This window comes from Flavobacterium sp. AC267 (genome assembly GCF_979258715.1).
In genome coordinates, this window is record NZ_OZ409875.1 from 4,168,012 (window position 1) to 4,186,784 (window position 18,773).

Annotated in this window: 26 protein-coding genes and 1 pseudogene; 14 read left to right on the plus strand and 13 right to left on the minus strand. The window is 39.4% G+C overall.

The features are described 5' to 3' along the window. Positions 1 to 298: 298 nt before the first annotated feature. The gene (locus ACZZ95_RS22095; RefSeq protein WP_463470704.1) at positions 299 to 814 is read left to right on the plus strand and encodes a DUF421 domain-containing protein; all 516 of its coding nucleotides are present in this window, start codon (positions 299 to 301) and stop codon (positions 812 to 814) included. Between the two features lie 123 nt (positions 815 to 937). Here ACZZ95_RS22095 and ACZZ95_RS22100 read toward each other — a convergent pair whose 3' ends face one another. The 4 genes from ACZZ95_RS22100 to ACZZ95_RS22115 form a co-directional block, all read right to left on the minus strand. Beyond that, on the minus strand, positions 938 to 1,159 hold the full coding sequence (locus tag ACZZ95_RS22100) for a hypothetical protein (RefSeq protein WP_463470705.1): 222 nt from the start codon (positions 1,157 to 1,159) through the stop codon (positions 938 to 940). 48 nt (positions 1,160 to 1,207) lie between these two features. Next, positions 1,208 to 1,846, minus strand: a complete 639-nt coding sequence (locus tag ACZZ95_RS22105; protein WP_463470706.1) for an NAD(P)H-binding protein — start codon at positions 1,844 to 1,846, stop codon at positions 1,208 to 1,210. Between the two features lie 345 nt (positions 1,847 to 2,191). Further along, on the minus strand, positions 2,192 to 3,025 hold the full coding sequence (locus tag ACZZ95_RS22110) for a beta-propeller domain-containing protein (protein ID WP_463470707.1): 834 nt from the start codon (positions 3,023 to 3,025) through the stop codon (positions 2,192 to 2,194). 20 nt (positions 3,026 to 3,045) lie between these two features. After that, on the minus strand, positions 3,046 to 4,212 hold the full coding sequence (locus ACZZ95_RS22115) for a PQQ-dependent sugar dehydrogenase (protein ID WP_463470708.1): 1,167 nt from the start codon (positions 4,210 to 4,212) through the stop codon (positions 3,046 to 3,048). 616 nt (positions 4,213 to 4,828) lie between these two features. Here ACZZ95_RS22115 and ACZZ95_RS22120 point away from each other — a divergent pair. After that, the gene (locus ACZZ95_RS22120; RefSeq protein ID WP_463470709.1) at positions 4,829 to 5,356 is read left to right on the plus strand and encodes a CinA family protein; all 528 of its coding nucleotides are present in this window, start codon (positions 4,829 to 4,831) and stop codon (positions 5,354 to 5,356) included. 357 nt (positions 5,357 to 5,713) lie between these two features. Here the strand turns inward: ACZZ95_RS22120 and ACZZ95_RS22125 are convergent, their stop codons facing one another. Further along, on the minus strand, positions 5,714 to 6,325 hold the full coding sequence (locus ACZZ95_RS22125) for a flavodoxin family protein (RefSeq protein ID WP_463470710.1): 612 nt from the start codon (positions 6,323 to 6,325) through the stop codon (positions 5,714 to 5,716). Between the two features lie 452 nt (positions 6,326 to 6,777). On the opposite strand from ACZZ95_RS22125, the gene ACZZ95_RS22130 reads away from it, so the two are divergent. From ACZZ95_RS22130 to ACZZ95_RS22145, 4 genes are all read left to right on the plus strand, one after another. After that, complete coding sequence (locus ACZZ95_RS22130) at positions 6,778 to 7,185, plus strand: hypothetical protein (protein WP_463470711.1); 408 nt, start codon at positions 6,778 to 6,780, stop codon at positions 7,183 to 7,185. Positions 7,186 to 7,424: 239 nt separating this feature from the next. Further along, positions 7,425 to 7,946, plus strand: a complete 522-nt coding sequence (locus ACZZ95_RS22135; RefSeq protein ID WP_463470712.1) for a response regulator — start codon at positions 7,425 to 7,427, stop codon at positions 7,944 to 7,946. Positions 7,947 to 8,232: 286 nt separating this feature from the next. Then, complete coding sequence (locus tag ACZZ95_RS22140) at positions 8,233 to 8,646, plus strand: hypothetical protein (protein WP_463470713.1); 414 nt, start codon at positions 8,233 to 8,235, stop codon at positions 8,644 to 8,646. Beyond that, on the plus strand, positions 8,597 to 8,956 hold the full coding sequence (locus ACZZ95_RS22145) for a hypothetical protein (protein ID WP_463470714.1): 360 nt from the start codon (positions 8,597 to 8,599) through the stop codon (positions 8,954 to 8,956). Before ACZZ95_RS22140 ends, ACZZ95_RS22145 begins: the two co-directional genes overlap by 50 nt. A 284-nt stretch (positions 8,957 to 9,240) precedes the next feature. On the opposite strand, the gene ACZZ95_RS22150 is transcribed toward ACZZ95_RS22145, so the two are convergent. Beyond that, positions 9,241 to 9,489, minus strand: coding sequence for a hypothetical protein (locus tag ACZZ95_RS22150; RefSeq protein ID WP_463470715.1), 249 nt, complete (start codon positions 9,487 to 9,489; stop codon positions 9,241 to 9,243). Between the two features lie 120 nt (positions 9,490 to 9,609). Here ACZZ95_RS22150 and ACZZ95_RS22155 point away from each other — a divergent pair, with 120 nt between their 5' ends. Next, positions 9,610 to 9,732, plus strand: coding sequence for a hypothetical protein (locus ACZZ95_RS22155; protein WP_463470716.1), 123 nt, complete (start codon positions 9,610 to 9,612; stop codon positions 9,730 to 9,732). A gap of 85 nt (positions 9,733 to 9,817) precedes the next feature. Continuing rightward, positions 9,818 to 10,162, plus strand: coding sequence for an SDR family oxidoreductase (locus tag ACZZ95_RS22160; RefSeq protein WP_463470717.1), 345 nt, complete (start codon positions 9,818 to 9,820; stop codon positions 10,160 to 10,162). A 110-nt stretch (positions 10,163 to 10,272) separates the two neighbouring features. On the opposite strand, the gene ACZZ95_RS22165 is transcribed toward ACZZ95_RS22160, so the two are convergent. After that, positions 10,273 to 10,635, minus strand: coding sequence for a DUF4760 domain-containing protein (locus ACZZ95_RS22165; RefSeq protein ID WP_463470718.1), 363 nt, complete (start codon positions 10,633 to 10,635; stop codon positions 10,273 to 10,275). A gap of 157 nt (positions 10,636 to 10,792) precedes the next feature. Between ACZZ95_RS22165 and ACZZ95_RS22170 the strand changes: the two genes are divergently transcribed. Beyond that, a complete protein-coding gene (locus tag ACZZ95_RS22170) occupies positions 10,793 to 11,143 on the plus strand; it encodes a DUF2243 domain-containing protein (RefSeq protein ID WP_463470719.1) in 351 nt (116 codons plus the stop codon). A gap of 131 nt (positions 11,144 to 11,274) precedes the next feature. On the opposite strand, the gene ACZZ95_RS22175 is transcribed toward ACZZ95_RS22170, so the two are convergent. Further along, positions 11,275 to 11,895, minus strand: coding sequence for a chemotaxis protein CheB (locus ACZZ95_RS22175; protein WP_463470720.1), 621 nt, complete (start codon positions 11,893 to 11,895; stop codon positions 11,275 to 11,277). Continuing rightward, on the minus strand, positions 11,864 to 12,169 hold the full coding sequence (locus ACZZ95_RS22180; protein WP_463470721.1) for a chemotaxis protein CheB: 306 nt from the start codon (positions 12,167 to 12,169) through the stop codon (positions 11,864 to 11,866). The genes ACZZ95_RS22175 and ACZZ95_RS22180 overlap by 32 nt, the downstream gene beginning before the upstream one ends. A gap of 360 nt (positions 12,170 to 12,529) precedes the next feature. Here ACZZ95_RS22180 and ACZZ95_RS22185 point away from each other — a divergent pair, with 360 nt between their 5' ends. Both ACZZ95_RS22185 and ACZZ95_RS22190 read left to right on the plus strand, forming a co-directional pair. Next, positions 12,530 to 12,847: an ATP-binding protein gene (locus tag ACZZ95_RS22185; RefSeq protein WP_463470722.1), complete on the plus strand. Its 318-nt coding sequence runs from the start codon at positions 12,530 to 12,532 to the stop codon at positions 12,845 to 12,847. Positions 12,848 to 13,540: 693 nt separating this feature from the next. Then, positions 13,541 to 15,124 (plus strand): FAD-dependent oxidoreductase, encoded by a 1,584-nt coding sequence (locus tag ACZZ95_RS22190; RefSeq protein ID WP_463470723.1) that lies wholly within the window; start codon positions 13,541 to 13,543, stop codon positions 15,122 to 15,124. Between the two features lie 89 nt (positions 15,125 to 15,213). On the opposite strand, the gene ACZZ95_RS22195 is transcribed toward ACZZ95_RS22190, so the two are convergent. The 3 genes and pseudogenes from ACZZ95_RS22195 to ACZZ95_RS22205 form a co-directional block, all read right to left on the minus strand. Then, the gene (locus tag ACZZ95_RS22195) at positions 15,214 to 15,429 is read right to left on the minus strand and encodes a hypothetical protein (RefSeq protein WP_463470724.1); all 216 of its coding nucleotides are present in this window, start codon (positions 15,427 to 15,429) and stop codon (positions 15,214 to 15,216) included. Between the two features lie 157 nt (positions 15,430 to 15,586). Further along, positions 15,587 to 15,859 carry a YciE/YciF ferroxidase family protein gene (locus ACZZ95_RS22200; RefSeq protein ID WP_463471743.1) on the minus strand — a complete coding sequence of 91 codons (273 nt, stop codon included), beginning with the start codon at positions 15,857 to 15,859 and terminating at the stop codon, positions 15,587 to 15,589. A 16-nt stretch (positions 15,860 to 15,875) separates the two neighbouring features. Continuing rightward, positions 15,876 to 16,205: pseudogene (locus ACZZ95_RS22205) on the minus strand (DUF892 family protein); the annotation flags it as partial. Between the two features lie 413 nt (positions 16,206 to 16,618). On the opposite strand from ACZZ95_RS22205, the gene ACZZ95_RS22210 reads away from it, so the two are divergent. Then, positions 16,619 to 16,840, plus strand: coding sequence for a SpoIIAA family protein (locus tag ACZZ95_RS22210; RefSeq protein WP_463470725.1), 222 nt, complete (start codon positions 16,619 to 16,621; stop codon positions 16,838 to 16,840). Positions 16,841 to 16,965: 125 nt separating this feature from the next. On the opposite strand, the gene ACZZ95_RS22215 is transcribed toward ACZZ95_RS22210, so the two are convergent. Then, positions 16,966 to 17,385: a hypothetical protein gene (locus ACZZ95_RS22215; RefSeq protein WP_463470726.1), complete on the minus strand. Its 420-nt coding sequence runs from the start codon at positions 17,383 to 17,385 to the stop codon at positions 16,966 to 16,968. A 401-nt stretch (positions 17,386 to 17,786) separates the two neighbouring features. Between ACZZ95_RS22215 and ACZZ95_RS22220 the strand changes: the two genes are divergently transcribed. After that, positions 17,787 to 18,116 (plus strand): hypothetical protein, encoded by a 330-nt coding sequence (locus tag ACZZ95_RS22220; protein ID WP_463470727.1) that lies wholly within the window; start codon positions 17,787 to 17,789, stop codon positions 18,114 to 18,116. Between the two features lie 52 nt (positions 18,117 to 18,168). After that, positions 18,169 to 18,420, plus strand: a complete 252-nt coding sequence (locus tag ACZZ95_RS22225; RefSeq protein WP_463470728.1) for a Rho termination factor N-terminal domain-containing protein — start codon at positions 18,169 to 18,171, stop codon at positions 18,418 to 18,420. The last annotated feature ends 353 nt before the right edge of the window (positions 18,421 to 18,773 follow it).

The window sequence follows — 18,773 nt, forward strand, 5'->3', positions numbered from 1 at the left end:
AATTATAGCACAGAATCTCAAACAACAGCTGTTCTGCTTACTGCGCCTTCATTTGACTGCGCTTCAAGTCAGCGATTCCCTTATCACCAAACCATCCTAATGAAAATTCAACAAGCCCTGCAGTGAATTATATAAAATAAGCCGCGACCGTTATTGTATTTTTAAAGATGCACTGCGACACGGGGCCCCGCTAAGCACCCGAACGGGGAGAAAAATTATACAGCACCTGATTGAGCAAAGACATGCTGACCAGCGGCGGTACTTGCAAAATGCATAATAGTTTTTAAAACAGTATGATATGGAAGAAGTATTTTTTAAGGATTGGACAAGAATCGGACATATTGTCCTGGCTACCATCATAGCATTTGTCACGCTGTTTTTTTTCTTGAGGATCTCAGGTAAGCGCACCTTGTCCAAACTCAATGCCTTTGATTTTGTGGTTACAGTAGCACTGGGATCCACTTTATCGTACATGATGCTGGCTATGGTTCCTCTCGCAGAGGGCGGTGTTGTGCTTTTTCTAATTATTGCATTACAGTACTTATTTGCGCTGACAGCGCGCTCTTCAAAGAAAGTGGAGAAACTCCTAAATTCAGTGCCCATTCTTATATTTTACAATGGGGAGTTTATTGAAAGGGCCATGGCAAGGGAAGCGGTCACCAAAGACGAGATATATTCTACCATCAGAAAATCGGGCATAGACCAGATTGAAGATGTGAAAGCTGTTGTGATGGAACTCAATGGCGAGATTACAGTGGTGCTGAAATCAGAAAAAGAAGGATTAAGTTCTTTGGATGACGTTGAGCTTATATAAATTTAAGATTTCCTATAGTTTCTATCGAGATACCTGTCAGCTTTGTTTCCCTTTTTTATTTCCATTATAAAAGTAGTGATGATCAGCAATTGATGTCACTGATGTAACTAAAGTACTATTTTATTAGATTTTCGATTTTAAAAATGCATCTAAAATCCGCTGGACAGAAGGCTCCACATCTTTTGCAATAAGCGGTGAATCTAAAAGATAATTATCAGTATACGCAAAAACCGCTTTTTCGGTTTCGTTTAATTTTTTAATGAGATCCTGCTCGATGGAAGATGCAAATGTTTTTTCCAAATGCGCTTTTAGATCTTTTTCAAAGTATGCAATTAATTCATCCATATTTTAACACTTCATATATCTTCCAGTAATTCTTTTCTTATGATGTTTTTAGAAAGCTTCAATTTCCTGAAGTTTTAACATAGAAGTTCCCTGCAGCAGTTTCCAAGGTGCCTTGGCGAGTTTCATTGCCAAAATTTCAGTCGGAAGAGGCTTGTACTTTCGCATGATTCCAATGCAGTTCAAAAAGCCGAGCGCCTGCACTAGTACTTTTTCTCCAGCCCTATCGGTTTCTTTGCGCAGAAGAGGGCCTGGTCTGAATATTATATACTGCCCAAAATCAAGTTCTGTAACTGCCGTTTCCAGTTCTCCTTTCATTCTGAAATAGAAGATGTCGCTGTTTGGCGAGGCATTAGAGGACGAAACCAAAACGATTGAATTTACCCTATTCTGTCTGGCATAACTGGCAAATGCAACGGGAATTTCAAAATCGATTTCAAACTGTTTTTTCTGCGAACCCGCATCTTTCAAAGTGGTTCCCAAACAGGAAAACAGCACATCTCCCGTAATGTGCTCTTTATACTGCTCTAGGTTGGAAAAATCAATAACATGCTCCGACAGCTTAGGATGAGACCTTCCTGTGGGACGTCTTACAAAAATAGTTACTGAAGTATAATCATCATCCTGTATCAGTTCATCGAGGAGAAATTTTCCAGTAGAGCCCGTAGCTCCTATCAGCAATGCTTTCATAACTTTTATCTTTAGCTGTGATTCTAATTGGATTTAATAACACAATACAACACAAAATGGTAACTTACTGAAAGTCAAGCCAGTGCTTTTTGATTTAATTTCAGCCTTAACAATATATGATTTTTATAACTACTAAAGCTTTATAGAAGGATTTTCAAGAGGTAATATTAGGTCTTAGGATATTTTCCTCTGCCCAGCAAAATAAAACTTCATGTATCATAAAGCATTGGAACCTGCATTATTTTACAGGACGGAATACCGCCTGTTCGCAGGGAGAACTTTTTCGATGGGACGTTGTTTCCTTCGGACAGTTCACTGAAATTGGCATTCATGATCCAAGTCTCATTACCTGAAACAGTTTGCTGTTGAGGGATAGGCAAAACGGTCTTCCATCAATGTGGATTCTGTTACCCGCGCGGAAGTCCAGTTATCAGTGCTTTTGATTTTAAAGATCTTGTTTACCCCTCCATTCTGCACGAGAGTCAAAGTTCCATCATCATTTAAAAACAAACCATCTGCACCGGGAAAAAACTGCTCTATTTTTACCTTTTCAGCAGTATTAGGACTGGACATCGGCAGTTTTATAAGGGCTCCGGTGCCATTGTTTGCGACCAGCAGAAAACCTTCCGGATGAAATACAATTCCGTTAGGCCCAACTCCAGCTGTTTTAAGCAGTTCGTTTTTACTAAAAACCGAAGCAGTTCCTCTTGCATCTACTTTATATAAAGCATACGCATAACTGTCTGTAATATAAGCATTACCGTCTTTATCAAAAGCCAGGTCATTGGGAAAGTGCTCGCCGGGAACCAGCCCCGCTAAATTAATGTCATTTAATTTTTTACCGGTTTTCACGTCAATGATAAGAAGTCTGGCCATTGTTTTTTTCGTATCAGGTGTGCTGAATTTGCTGTAATTGGCATCGCCTGCGCACACAAAAAGCCTTTTCCCGTCGGGATGTACCTTAAGTCCATAGGTCGATTTGAGGGTTTTATCAGCATATAATTCCGAATACTTTCCATCTTTGGTCACTTTCCCAATGGTTCCTAGTCGTGCCGATGAAACATAAAACACTTTAGAAGCCTTGTCAAAAGCTACTCCTTCTGGATAGCTTTCAGGCGCTTCAAATTCAATACGCTTAGTTGGTCCCTGAGCCCAGCATAATTGAGCCAGCAACAACACTATAATATACTTTTTCATCTTTATTTTTGTTTAAGAGCGTAAATAATACCATTTGCATCATCGGATACATAAACCACATCAGCACCAATGGCGATTCCTGCAGGTCTTCCAAATCTTTCATTACCAATAAGAAATCCTGTTAAGAAATCTTCAGAACCACTTGGATTACCCTTGCTGTCAAAGTTAATACGCTCGACCTTGTATCCGCTCGGATCCTGCCTGTTCCACGAGCCGTGCCAGCAAACAAGCGCATCTCCCTTATTTTTTCCGCTGTCAAAAAATGCAAAAGCAATAGGCGCACTATGGGCAGGGAATTCCAATACCGAACCTTGGGTGGGTTTCACCCATCCTTCCTTTGTATTGCCAACAGGATCTTCCCTGCTCTCATCCACTATCTTCTTGCCGTAGGCAAAAGGAAATCCGTAATTACCTCCCATAATTATTTTATTTAATTCTTCAGGCGACCAGTCGTCCCCTTTCGTATCTCCTCCATTATCGACACCCCACATTTCTTTGGTCTGTGGTCGCCAGTCAAAACCTATGGTATTGCGCAGTCCTGAAGCATACAGTGTTCTTTTCCAAGTCTTAGGGTCAACCTGCGGCATCGCGGCAGTTTCCTTATCGCTTTCCTTGCAGTCGTTGCACACACTTCCTACAGAGATATATAATTTACCATCAGGTCCAAAATCCATTGTACGGTTGGCATGCTGTCCGCCGCTTGGAAGATCATTAATAAGGGTATCGGCCGCTTTGCCCAGTGTACCGTCAGCGTTCAGCGCATACCGCAGAACTTTGTTGTTATTACAGAGGTACATGTAATCGCCTTTGGCTGTAATACCGTGTACTCCGGGGAAATCAGCTACTCGTGTCATGTCATCAAATCTGCCGTCCTTATCGGTATCGGTCAGCATCAATACATCCCCAGCATCACGACGTGTCACATAGAGCTGGCCCTTTCGGCCAAGGTACAGCATGCGCGGTTTTCCAAGTCCTGATGCCACAGGGGTAACCTGCCATCCCGCGACTGTTTTAAGGCCTGAAGCCAGCGCAGTGCTATATTCAAGATGGGCTGGAAAATTGGTAATGGTCACTTTCTTGGTATCTTCGACGGGAGGAATTCCCTTCTGGCTGTACGAGAGAAAAGTGATCCAGACAAGCAGAACTGCAGAGGTATATTTTGTTTTCATAAGCTGTTTAATTGAATGCTCAATAGCTGTTTAATAAATTGAAAATCAGTTCAAATCTATTAAACTACGCAACAAACAATTTACAGTATCTTATACTCAACATTATAAAATTTACAGCTCATTGTCTTTAAAATTTATGATAAAGAATTTATAAAAGAAGTATTTGACGGCTGGCATTCAATAAAGCGATGGTTCTGTAAGACTCTTTTATCCTTTATTTTATATGCCAAACTGTTAATGTAGGATTGAATTTTTATAAATTCTGTACCAAAAGATATAACAAACGGTCCTGCAGTTTGGTGAAATTTACCTCTCTGTTTTTGATGCCTTTTCATTTATTCAGTACTACTTGCTTCAACAGCCAAAGATAGAAAATGAGCGAGTATATGTCGGTCTTAAATCACTATTCTGGTTTGAACCAGTACAAATTAACACAGCAATTTCTTTCTCTTTTTGCCGTTGTGTCAGATCTTCGCCTACGCTCTATTACCTGTTAATACCATTAGAAATCAAACGGGAGGATAATGTACTTAAATAGAAAGAAATAGAATAGAATACAATAGAATACAATAGAATAGAATAGAATATAAATAGTAGAATATAAATAAAATAAACAATGACATCAGATATCATAATACAATGTAGTGAAGCCATTGCAGAGAAAGGCTGGAAAATTGCTTTTGCAGAAAGCGCATCAGCTGGAAAATTAAGCACTTCGTTTTCCCTAACACCCTTATCAGGAAAAATTCTAAGGGGCGGTATAGTATGTTATGAAGTGTTTGTAAAAGAAAATATACTCCAGGTATCACACGATCTTATAGAGCAGTACACTCCGGAATCCGCTGAGGTAACCCGCGCTCTTGCAGAACGCACAGCCTTTATCTTTGATTCCCAGATTACTGTAGCCCTTACAGGTCTTACCACTGCTGGTGGAAGCGAAACAGCGGAGAAGCCTGTAGGCACAATCTTTTTGTCAATAATCACTCCTGTAGGCACTATAGACCACCGGGAGATTTTCTTCGGCAGTCCGGAGCAGATCATACAGCAGGTCGCCGATCGGGCAAAGATCATTAATCATAGAAAAAATAAAATCCAAGAAATAAATTATTGGTTTGTTATTTTAATATATAATGACAGGAAATAAGCCTGTACGTGTAAAATGCAGACTGTAGTAATCTATCTGATTATACAGCGCCTCTTTTTAAAAAGCACAGAATGGCACAACAGCAATATCCACGCTCACTGAGGAATTAATTCTGCTTGGAATTAAGTTTTCCTAATTGAGTCGGGAGGGACAACCAAAGTGCAGGTGAAAGTTAAATACCCCAGCAGAAAAGGCGCCAGACTCGAAATGTGACAGCTTCAAAATGCGATCAGGACTGTTGTGATTATTCCTATCCAACAGTTTTAACAGTAAGAAAAAAAGCGACAGAAAAACATACTAAATTAGCTGGATGCTTTAGCCAGCGATAAGGCCATTGCCGCCGCATCCTTTGCATAATTACGCTGGTAGTACTGCGGCTGACTGTTTTTTGGTTTTCTTAACTTCCTTGCCATGCCCTTCCCAGATTACACCCAGAGATGAATAAGCAGGCATTGTCACGCCTAAACTGCAGAAAAAATTTGCAATGCTTCCTGTAACATGCTCTACACCGTCAGAATCCCCGGTAATAATTACTCCTCCTATTTTACCTTCCAGAGGCGAGTCTTCTCCTGCAAGGATTTTATCATATACTTCATCGAGTCTTTCTATACACCTCTGGAGTTCAGAAGAATGACTGTTCCACCATATTGGGGTGGCAAAAAGCAGTATATCAGCCTTTAAAATCTTCTGATATACCGCCGGCCAGTCATCAGGCTGGTCCATTTTCGTATACGTTCCGGAGAGAATATGATAGTCTGCGAGTTTTATTACTTCATACGTAATTTCTTGTTTTTCAAGATAAGTTCCTAAAAATTCAACAAGAGTTTCGGTATTTGATATTCCCTTTTTTTGAGTGTGCCTAAAAGTATAATCGCTTTCATAAAAAATAATTTGATAAGATAAATAAACCTGCCACAAGTACTGCCGCAGGTTTACTAACATTAAATAATCAGCCCAGTGTATAAACACCGTTAATAAAGTAATTTCAAATTTAAAGGACTGAAAATAAATAGTATTACATAATTTACTGGTGTAATTATATTTTACGACACCCTATCAAGCAGAAAAAACGCACTCTACATTGTGCCAAAAAGGAACAAGTTCTGCCGTGCATAAAGGGATCATATGATAAGAAAAAAACTTTATTTAGATTTCCTGCCGTTTGAGAGCTTGTTTTTTTACAGCTATTCTGGCAATTTTGTAAATATTTCTATTAAAAATGTAAAATATTGCGACTGCACTTTTTTAATTTGACTCCAGTTTTTTGTCGAGCACCCTTACTTAATTAATAGTAACAAGTAAATATATACGGATACTGTTAAACCACGGCTCATAAAAAGACGTAAAACTACTAACAAGTAAAATAGTAAAAAAAAAGAATATGGATTTTCAAACTACTCTTCAAATCTTAACCAGCTGCAGTGGTCGCCACTTCTGTAATGACATTATGCGGCTATGCTGTTTCTGCCGCCGCTAGGGAAATTTACAAAGAGCCCCTGCCGCTCACGTACGTTCTTTCAAAGCTTCATCAGCAGATAAGCCCAAAGCTGAAACTGGTCCTGGGCTGGGTACTGCATTACCTTATTGGATTGTTTTTCGTCATTGGATACCATATTATATGGTCATCAAACATACTGGACTTTACTTTTACGTCAAGCCTGATATTGGGTATTGTAAGTGGTATTATTGGAATAAGCGGCTGGGTGGTTTTATTTAGAATCAGTGCTCAAAAACCCAATATTGACTACAAAGGATATTATATTCAGCTGTTTGTGGTACATGTGATTTTTGCGGTAACGGCCTATGTGGTTTACGAATTATTTTTATAAAACTTATGGCGACCTGCCCACTAGAAACTTGAACCATACTGTCTATAATTTAATTACCGCCAGCTGGGGCCGGCGCTGATTTTTTTGCCTGCTTATAGTTTTACTATTTTCCATATACCACATTATAATAATTCCTCGAAATACATAAAAAAACATTCAAATCTTAAGATCAATATGACAGTCCCAACACCAGCTGAGACTGTTGCGGGTTTGAGAATTCTAATGCAAAAACACTATATTTGCTCTTAAATAGTTTATATCAAATGAAGGTAGTTTTTTTAATTGATGACGACTGCGATGACCGCGAGATCTTTCAGGAATGTTTAGGATCACTCCAAAGGGCTGTGAAATACCAAGAAGCCGAAAATGGAAAAGAAGCCTTTGAAAAATTAAAATCGGACGGATTTCAAAAGCCGGATATCATTTTTCTGGATCTTAACATGCCGGTTATGGACGGCAGAGCATTTTTAAAAGCCATTAAACAGGATGAGGCTCTTCAGAATATTCCCGTTATCATTTACTCCACTTCTTCCAGTGACGCAGATAAAACCTTTGCAGCCTCACATGGAGCAATATCGCCTTTATTACCAAACCTTACCTCATTGGTGCCATCCGTGAGCAACTGCATACAGCAGTTATCACCTTTCTGCACTCCTAATCGATCTCCAAACCTCGGGCGATGTTGTAAAGCTTCATTGCGAGATAATATAGTCCCGCTGTTTTATACCACAAAAGATGGAAATTATATAATATTCCGCTAAAATTATATAAGCAGGTATTCTACTGTATACAGATTTTTGGCCTTTGTTTTAGCTTTTCTATAACGCATTGCTTTAATTTGAGCCGCAGATTTATTTGCTTCTCTACTAAAAAAATGGCACTCAGCACTAAAAGTGCATTGAAAAGTTTACAGTTAACTCATTTAAGAAACTTAAAATGTCTTTTAAAGTAAACTTATACCCAGGCAGAATACTGCTGTTTTTGTATTGTCTATATCCTGTAATCTGCTTTTCACAGCAACAGTATTCCCCGAAAGTCACTCTCGCCGTGGAAACCTATGCCTTTCTCAAGGGCCAGAATGCGGCACTGGAGCATATTGCCCAGCAGTTCCCAGCGCTTAAGAGTAATATAAAAGCAGTAGAAAAAAAATCTTCCTTTTTACTTTCTCGTGCAGAGCAGAATATTACACAGTTTTTAAAACAGGAACTACGTCAGCAGGATTTCACTGCACTGCAAAACCGTATCGATTCAATGCTTCGCAGACAGTTCAGCGTTCCAATCGAAAAAGAGCGAGATGCAAGGGATTTTCTGGAAATTGTAAAAGACCGGCCGCATTCTCTAAAGGATACAGTGTTGACAAAAGGCATTATTTCATTCGCCTATCAGGACAAACCCCATCAGGAAGTTGTTGATGGACATATCAGGAATTTTAACACAAAAAGTCATCCAAAAGCAGACTGATTCAAATCTTCGGATCCCTGTTCCAAAAAGCTGGCTGGCCCAGGAAGCGACAATGCCCGAAACGGTACAGCAGTTCACTAGCTTTCATGGCAGAGGCAATGAAAAAATACTGCTGGTCATATATGATCTTCCTGCCGATGAACCGTTTGTACTTAACAAAAACTCAGTCGCTGAACTCCTGCCCCCTCAGGCGAAGCTCATTCGAACCGAATCCGTGACAATTGACGGCAGACCAGCGATAATGATTGACGTGGAGGAAACCTTGGATAAAAAAGCCAAAGTGCGAATGCTCGCAGTTTATGTTCACTGAGAAGCACAAATTATATTGTATCCAGGGAAGCATCGGACCTGTTGAAAGCAGTCAAAATCTCGATCTACATATCCAAAAATATGAACCGCTGTTTCGTATGATTGCTTCTAGGACACAAATAGCAAAATAATCGCAATAAAAAATCCGCATTTTTATAATGCGGCTCTTTAGGCAGTCCAACAATCAATCAATCAATCAATCAATCAATCAATCAATCAATCAATCAATCAATCAATCAATCAATCAATCAATCAAGAAGTTCATCAGTTAATTAAATTATTTATTTACAAAAGTTTATCAAAATGAATCGGGAGCTCATTTATACGCTTTCCTGTCGCATGAAATATTGCATTTGCAATAGCCGGAGGCATTCCGACCACCCCGATTTCTCCCACACCTTTCACACCGAGGTCATTGACAAAATTATCTTCTTCCTTAACAAAAATAACATCTAGATCGTGAATATCGGCATGAACTGGTATATGATACTCGGCAAAATTGGTGTTCATGTATTTCCCAAACTGATTGTCCAAAATAGTTTCTTCGTGCAGTGTTTTACTGATTCCCTAGATCATACGGGACTGGTAAGCAAAATGGATCCCCGCCCGGATCACGCGGAGAAAAGTTATAAAGGCTCCGGGCGGTTAAAAGGAATGAAAGCACTGATCACGGGAGGTGATTCGGGCATGGGAAGAGCGACCGTAATTGCTTATGCCAGGGAAGGTGCAGATGTTGCCATCAATTACTACCCTACGGAGGAAGAAGATGCTAAGTAAGTGATCCAGCTCATCAAAGCCGAAGGCAGAAAAGCCGCAGCCGCCCCATCTAAAACCTGGATCATCCATCATCGGAACCAGTTCCGTGCAGGTCTATGTCCCGACAGAAGATTTATATGATTATGCGCAGACTAAAGCCGCTACCACCAATTATATTAAATCCCTGGCCAAACAGCTTGCTCCAAAAGGCATAAGGGTGAACGGTGTAGCACCAGGACCTGTATGGACCCCGCTTCAGGTAAGCGGAGGCGCGACCATGGAAAAATTAAAACAGTTCGGCTCCCAAACGCCAATGGAAAGACCAGGCCAGCCCGTTGAACTTGCTTCGATTTATGTTCAGCTCGCATCTCCTGATACCAGCTATGCAACGGGGCAGATTTACGGCTCCAGCGGCATGGGGAAGGAAATTCCTAATACTAGAGCCCTATAATCATCCTCAAGGACAAACCGTCTGCAGACAATCTGCAGACAGTTTGTTTTATAGTGAATCGCAGGTTTTATAAGGATTACCTTTTGCTGCACCTTTACACTTTTAAGAATCTAAATCTTTTTATTGGCTACGGTCTGATCATTAATATTATTCTTTTTCTCGAGGATTTTCTGCTGTTCTTCAAAACGTTTACGCCATTTTTCAGCCAGATGGCTGAAATTGACAAAAGACCTCCTATTATAGTTCTCCTGCGGCGTCTGCAGATAGGTTTTGGTCCAGTCGTAAAAATGAATCATGGCAAAGGCACTATCATCAAAACAAATGTCCTGGTCATATACTTCTTTAAATATACCAAGAGCCATACGCTCGTAAAAAGCCAGCATCTGATCGGCCAGTTCCATGGCTTTGTTTTTTTTATCACTATAGATTTCCTGCTCCAGATACTCGTTAAAAGATTTACCAGATGATTCCAAAAAAAAAGTCTTTATTAATAATCCCTTTCAGCTCATTGTAGAGCTGAGCATCATTTCTTTTTGGGCTCTATCGAGCAGGAACTCCATTGCGGCCTTTCGTTTGTTATATTTCAAGTTTACATCGAGAGAGAAATACAGCAGGAATGCAGAGGAAAAAATGGAAAAATATCCCAGCAATGCTATGGTATTATCTTTGGAAAAACCAAATTTAAGGGCAATGAAAACAATAAGGGCAATAATACCTGTTATGGAAACTGCTATAAAAATTAATATTTTCCTCATCCTCGTAAAGTTTAAAATTTCGGGAATTTTTAATGTAATTGAAGGAGTCACTAACCATCATATAGTGCAACTCCATAATGTGAAAGAAATCACGTCCCAACAAGAAATATGGAATTACGGATTTCTTTTTTTCGGAATCCTTTTAGTCGCGAGCAGGCTGGTCGCTGGTGTGAAGGGCAAAATCAAATCTGACGTATCTGGACCGCACGGAGCCTTAAAAAAATGATCAGGCGCTCTGACTTTCATCAGCAAGCACTATCGGCCAGTTTTACAACCACTGATTTGAGGCGCCTTATGTGCTGGTCCAATTCCTGAGCCCTATTTTCAAGAGCGGTAACAGCATTGTTTTCACTTACCTTAGCTTGACTTTTTCTTGAAATTAAGAGGTGCAAGCATACTGCGTTTCTCTTCTAATATTCGAATCGAAACCCAAATCGATTCTTCAATTTTTAAATCTTGGAGATCCTGCAGTAATTTCTCGGTGTACACATGTCCGGTGTGGCGGCGATAGCGATGAACAGGATCATTTTTTATCGCCCACAAACCGCCTCCGCAGTCCGGGCAAACAAAATCACTGCGATCAGCAATTTTCTTAAGCTGGTTAATGTCACTCATAAGTTTTTCGGTTAGGTCTGCCTCCACTTTTACTTCCTCAGGCACAGCAAGTACTGGAGGAAGCGGCTGATGCGACAAATCATTAATAAGACCAGGCATTTCTTCCAGATCTGCCATATGGTCTACTTCTATTTTGCGCAGGACATTCAGCGAGATATCTGCAAATTCAGCTTGTGAAGGATTCTGTACCAGACAGCGCCCTCCGCGGCTTTTAATAGCATACATACCCGATGTACCGTCATTGAGCATACCGGTAAGTACAATTCCAATTACTTTATTTCTGAAATGAACGGTCGCAGAACGGAAAAGGGCATCAATTGACGGACGATGTTTATTTTCTTCGGGGCCTTGATTTAAAAGCATTAACCCGTCCGCTCACCAGTAGATGATTCTCCGGCGGTGCCAGATAAATATTGCCCGCTTCAATTGTCCTTTCATTGGATGCAACATTACATTTTAAAGCGGTATGCCTTTGGAATATCGATATAATATTTTCGGCACTGGAATTCCTTGAGACATGCAGGACAATTAAAATGGCCGCATTCATAGGCACAGGTAGACCTTCGATTACTTTTACAATTGCCTTGATTCCTCCGGCAGACGCTCCTATTACGATAAGATTTCTAACTTGACTCATAAATTTCCTATTAGTATGTATATCTATTTTAGTGCAGTAATTAATGCCTAAAACTGCAGCGTGTTCAGTTACGTTCAGAGTATCACTATTAAGTAACTATACCGTAATCAACTAAAATAAAGCTATTTACACTTATATTATTTACTTGGAGTGTTACATTTAAAACATATATTGAAAAAACAGAACTGATAATTATACAACTAAGTAAAATTCTATAAAAACGAAATATTGAGGTTCATTACATTTGAATTTAATACCTATAAATGAATTTGAAGAGGTTTATAAATTTAAAACATACTAATAATGTATTTGAATAAAGTGATGTTCTAAATCATTCACTAACACAATACCAAATATAAAATGCGACTCTTTTTACAGCCCTGTACCATACTATATGTGCTGGATGCCATAAAATTGGTCGCTAGAGCAGTTCAGAAAAGAATTTCGTTAAAATCAGCATCACCGATAATGGAATTGGTTTTGAGAATCAGTACGAATCTCGGATTTTTTGATCCCTTTTTCAGGCTCCATCCTAGCGGCCATTACAGTGGCGACGGACTGGGACTAACTTTGGTAAAAAAAATAGTGGAAGACCATCACGGCTTTGTAAAAGCGACCAGCACTATCAATGCGGGTACCAGCATAAACATTTACATGCCAATGACGCATTCCAGCTGAAATTAAAAACCTGGGTAAAAATACGAATTCAAAGATTTCCACGCATCACCGCTAAATGCCTGCTCACCTGTTCCATTCTAATATAGTCAGCGAAAATAATTAATTGAATTTTTTGCATTAATTGGTGCAATTGTAATAACAACCCCTTGATCAAGTATGTATTTCGCCGCTTGGGCATAGCTTTGACAGCCGCTCTTTTTGCACAATGAAAAAAGCATTACCATAGGGATCCGTAATCTCAACTGTCCATACATTATTGGCCATAGAAAACGCACAGCATAAATCGACACAGTGGTGCTGAGAATCAATTAGTATGATATATTTTTCCATTTTACGACTTTATTGGGACTAGAACGTTAAATATACGAATTGTTTAAAAAATTCTTAAAAACATTAAACAACTTTAACAATTGTTGAACAGTCGCGTCTTTGGAGCCACTCTGATGATTATTAGGCTAGCGAAAACTTTTTTGAATCGATTAACTCCATAGCATCGGCTTTGTTTTTTTTATCTGGAGTGGCATAAAGGGAGGTAAAATGGACTGCCATTATGAAACCTTTACGAACTGGCAATCTTATAAAATTTCCTACTTAAATTATAAGCTTGTGATTCCTTACCTTATTAGCTTTGAATAATCAGCTCCATAACCAACTTTTAAACAAGTACTTACCATTAATTAAATAGTTACAGTGATGAATAAATCGGAAAACAATTTAAAAAGTTCCAGTATAAGCTCTGGGGAAAATGTATCCTACTGGATTGATTCCACAGAGATTATTGCCGGCAGTAAAATTAGTGAAGACACCAGCACCGATGTGCTTATCATCGGAGGCGGTATCGCCGGGCTTACTACAGCTTACAAACTGCTGGAGGCGGGAAAAAAAATCATACTGGCAGAAGACGGTTTTATAGGGAGTGGTGAAACCGGTCGTACCACAGCACACTTGACCTGCGCGCTTGACGACCGCTATTATTTCCTAGAGAAAATATTCGGTGAAGAAGCCGCCAGACTGGCTGGTGAAAGCCACAGTGCGGCTATTGATGAAATTGAAAGAATAATTCACCAACAGCAAATCGACTGCTCTTTTAAAAGAGTAGACGGCTATTTATTTTCACATCCTTCTGATAAGGACGAAAATTTAGCAAAAGAATATGAGGCCTGCCAAAAAGCAAGGCTTCCTATTACGCCGCAGGAAGGCATTCCCGGGCTGGCAGGCGACGAGCAAAAAAAGTGCTTAAAATTCAGCGGTCAGGCGCAGTTTCATATCCTGCAGTATCTAAAAGGACTTACCAAGGCTGTTGTGGCTATGGGAGGGATTATTTATACCGAAGCCCATGCCGAAAATATTACCAAGAAAGGCGCACAGGTCAACGGTCGCACTATCCGTGCTGAGCAAATCGTTATTGCAACCAATACACCGGTAAATGATATTTTAACGATCCATACCAAACAGCATGCTTACAGAACCTATGTTATTGCAGGTAAAATTCCCAAGGGACAGCTCCCCTATTCCCTTTGGTGGGACACAGGAGACCAAAAGTCGAAATGGACCTCACAGCCCTATCATTATGTAAGACTCGAAAGCTACGATGAGCAATACGATCTGCTTATCTCAGGCGGGGAAGATCACAAAACTGGACAGGCAGACGAAGAAGGAATCCCAGAAGCCGAAAGGTACGAAAGACTGGAAGTGTGGACTAGGGAATATTTCCCAATGCTTGAAGACGACCTTTCATACAGATGGTCCGGACAAGTCATGGAACCGGTCGATTCTTTAGGCTTTATGGGCAAAAATCCTGGTGATGACAATCTGTATATCATAACGGGTGACTCCGGAAATGGGATGACCCACGCAACGATCGGCGCTATGATTATCACCGACAGCATTATGGGTATTGCCAATCCTTGGAAAGACTTATACAGCCCGTCGCGCATTACCCTTAAAATTGCTGTTGATTTTGCAAAGGAAACTTCCAATATGGCTTCGCAGTACCTGGACTGGATCCTGGAATCTGATGTAAAAAATACAGCAGACTTGGCGCCGGGAGACGGTGGTATCCTGACGGCAGGACTAAAAAAAATAGCCGTTTACCGCGATTACGACAACAGCCTAAAGGCGTTTTCCGCCGTGTGTCCACATTTAAACTGCATAGTGAACTGGAATGCCGATGAAAAATCCTTCGACTGCCCCTGCCATGGTTCGCGCTTTTCTTCTGACGGGACGGTCATGAACGGGCCTGCACAGCAGGATCTTAAAAAAATCCGTATCAAATAGCAGGTAAAGTTATGACCAAAAAGTAAGCCGGACTCAAACAAAAAACACCTGTAATAAAAGCTATCACAGGTGTTTGTATTTAAAGCATTTTACGGTTGTGGAACAGATACCGAATCCGTTCTTACAGGCCCGGCACTATCTGTGCGGACAGTTGTAGTATCCATAGGAGCCGCAATCGTATCTACAGCAGTTTCTGTACTGTCTGCATAAGTACCAGCAGGAATAGTGTCATTTTTTTTACATGCAAAAGCAAGTCCCGTGACCAAGATAAGCAAGGCGACTTTGGTTTTGAATAGTAATTTCATACTCAATGATTTAAAAGTTCATATTTTTAAATATAAATTAATCCTTTACAAAGATTTTACACAATTATCTTAAATCGTTACACTTAAACACTTGGTTGTTGCACTCAAGAATATTTGCTGTCCACAATTCATTTGCACAATCTTGTGGGATTAAAAATCACTGCTGGTCTAACTGCTGGTCAGAAGCTTCAAAATTAATATTATGACCGGCGACCTTAGTTAAAAGTTTATCTGCTCGTTTTTCTTCTGCCAGATTCTGCGTAATCAGGTCTAATGCCTGGTGCTCTTGGAGTGTGCGCGCAAAAGCGACCAGCGTACCATAACAGGCAATCTGATAATGCACCTTTTTCTGTGCTGTGCTGATTATCGCGGCATCCCGAACAGCTCCCTGCTGGGTATGTTTTATAATGCTTTGTGTTTCGTCGAGCAGTACTTGAACAGCTTCGCATTTTTTTTTCGGTCGCCTCTTCCCCTAGAAGCACAAATACTTCTTGGAGCCTGCTGATCTGAAGCTTACTAATTCTCTGTTGATCATTTAATATATTGATTAGATTTTGTGAAGAAGCATTTGCAATAGTTCGAGGCAGTGCACTGCTGTCTGCTTTTGCCGCCCCATAAATCTCCTGCAGCGCATCAATAAAGAGATCTCTGAGATCCTTTGCCGCATCTCTAGCTTCTGGAACCATATTTTCCAATCTGGATTTTGGAGCAGGGCTCCCATTTTCATCAGTATAGTCGCCCAGGCTAGATGCTGTTTTTGTTTTATCTGCTTTCATATTATTTCTTTTTGAAAAAATAGTACATATACAGCGTAAAAATAGTAGCACTCATTATCAAATACTTACAGAAAAACAATTCCCATTTTACAAAATCAGCATATCGGTTCTCATCTTAATATTTTATAAAGGCATCCCGCAATAGTATAATTGCATACTGTCGCAAAAATGGTAATTTCCAAGGGTTTTAATAAAGGGCAAGTATTTATGAACCGTTTATAATTTTAATTTTATTTATTTTTTTATGATTACTATATTGGATGCACCTGCAAATGTTGCTGCTTTTCGAGTATCAGCAGAACTAACCAAGGAAGATTACTACACTGTAGTTGTCCCAGCGGTAAAAAAGCTCGTAAAGCAAATCAATGAAATTAATTTTTTACTTATAATAGATCAAGCGATTCAAAATTTGGATGCAAGCGACCTTGATCGAAGATGCCGTACTGGGTTTAAAAATATTAGGAAAATGCACTAGGACAGCGATTGTAACGGACTGCGAAAATGCCGTTTCTTTTACCAACAGATACAGCTTTGTTGCTCCGGGAGAATGCAGGGGTTTTAAAAAAGAGCGACTTGATGAGGCAATGGCGTGGGCAAAAGGAGACGATTCAAATGCTACAGGTCAGCACTGCTAACACAACAAAATTTAAAGATCTTTGCGCTCATCACTTCTAGTCACAAAAAAACCGCTTTCCCAATCAAAGCGGTTTTTTAATCTCTTTAAATTATGCGGCAAGCACCCTAATCGGCCTTATACTTGTTATTCCAATACAGCATCAGCGAGCAGTGTAACAATGATACAGGACGCAGACCCTTCAAAAAACAGTGAGAGACAATAGGCAGGCACTGAGGGTTCACCTCCAAACATAAATGCCTGGGACAATGATGTTACATACTTATCCCCTCCCTTGGCATAACTATATACTATAAGGGCAACAATACTCAGTACAACGCCTGTGAATGAAGTCACCATGGTCGCCACGGCATTAGGCACAAAGCTGTTATTTCCTTCGGCAAGATTCATCTTAAGGGTTCGATTAACACCATAAAAAATAAAAAGTACGTTTAAAAGGCGCAGGTAAAATAAATGCGAAAGATTTAAAACCTCCAGCAAGACAAAAAAAGCCGCTACTCCGAGAAAAATATAAAATCCGTTGCTGAATTCTTTAGGTATTTTCATAATTTTTCAATTTTTAAGTTATCAATAAATTCTGAGTGAGGAAGAAACAAAAAAATAAAGCTGAATTTTTTCTTCTTTTACCTCAGGTATTACAAAATACCCATTTCAAGCAAAGGTTTAAAGCTTCCTTATAACTTGACAAACAACTGATAATAATACAATTACAAAACAAAAAAATATAAATAATTCATTACAAGCATTTTTAGATTTGCGAATATTAACTATAAAAATTAAGTATTATGAGTACTTCAAATCAACGAAAGAGCCGATCAGATAATGAATCAATTAAATCTGAAACCATGGAAACCAAAGATGCGGCAATTAATCAGCATCAAAGCAACCAGCCCAGTGATCGAGATCAGTACAATCAGATTAAGGATGACACTAAATCCAACAGAGAAATGGTGGATGACAATGATGATATTGATCCCAACTTTCAAAAGAACAGCAGTATTGCGCAGGATCTAGACGAAGAGTTGAAAGACAAAAATGATCCTGACAGAAGAACCCTAGATGAATATAATGCCGTCACCTCGGACAATCCCCGATATACAGATGATGACGATTTAGAAAATGATGAAGATCTAAATGATTTGGATCAACCAGATAGTCACTATAATGAAGATGATGATTCAAATGATATGGATCAAAGTGACGATGATGACTTTGACGATGACGATGATGATGATGAAGATGATGATGATGACTATGATGAAAATGAAAAATTATAAGAGACATACGAGTACATCTTTATAAATTATGTATAATTTAAATTAATTGATTATGCCGGGAAAAAGTCTAGGTTCGCAGATAAAAGATAAGGACCAATACGAAGCGCCGCGAGATAAAGGATACAGCAAGGAGAAATCAGCACGTATTGCAAACAGCAAAGGAGCTGAAAAAAGAGGAGGCCAACGAGCTGACTATGAAAAAAGAACGAAGGATGATCTGTATCAGGAAGCCAAAAAGGCAGGTATTGCAGGCAGATCCAAAATGAGTAAACAGGAATTAATGCAAGCACTGCGCAGTAATTAATATCGTATAGGATATAAAATGAGATCAGTTTAAAAGGCTTTTTTAAGTTTTTAACTGATCTCTTATTTTTTAATACATGGGAATTATGTAACAAAATCCTAAAATTATGAAAATTCAAAATTATCCCCGCTTTTATTTTTACCAAAATGATTCTAACAATCTATAAGATAAGTACTATGAGAATATTAAATTACAAAACTTTTTTGATTACTTTCTGTATCATACTCTTACATATTAATTGTGCGCCGCACTGCGATGATGAAGACTACACGCGTGACCAAAAAAACCGGCGACCGTAAAGCGGGATTCTTCAGATTTCTCTGCCGCACCTTGATTGGTCTTCCGGCTTTTAA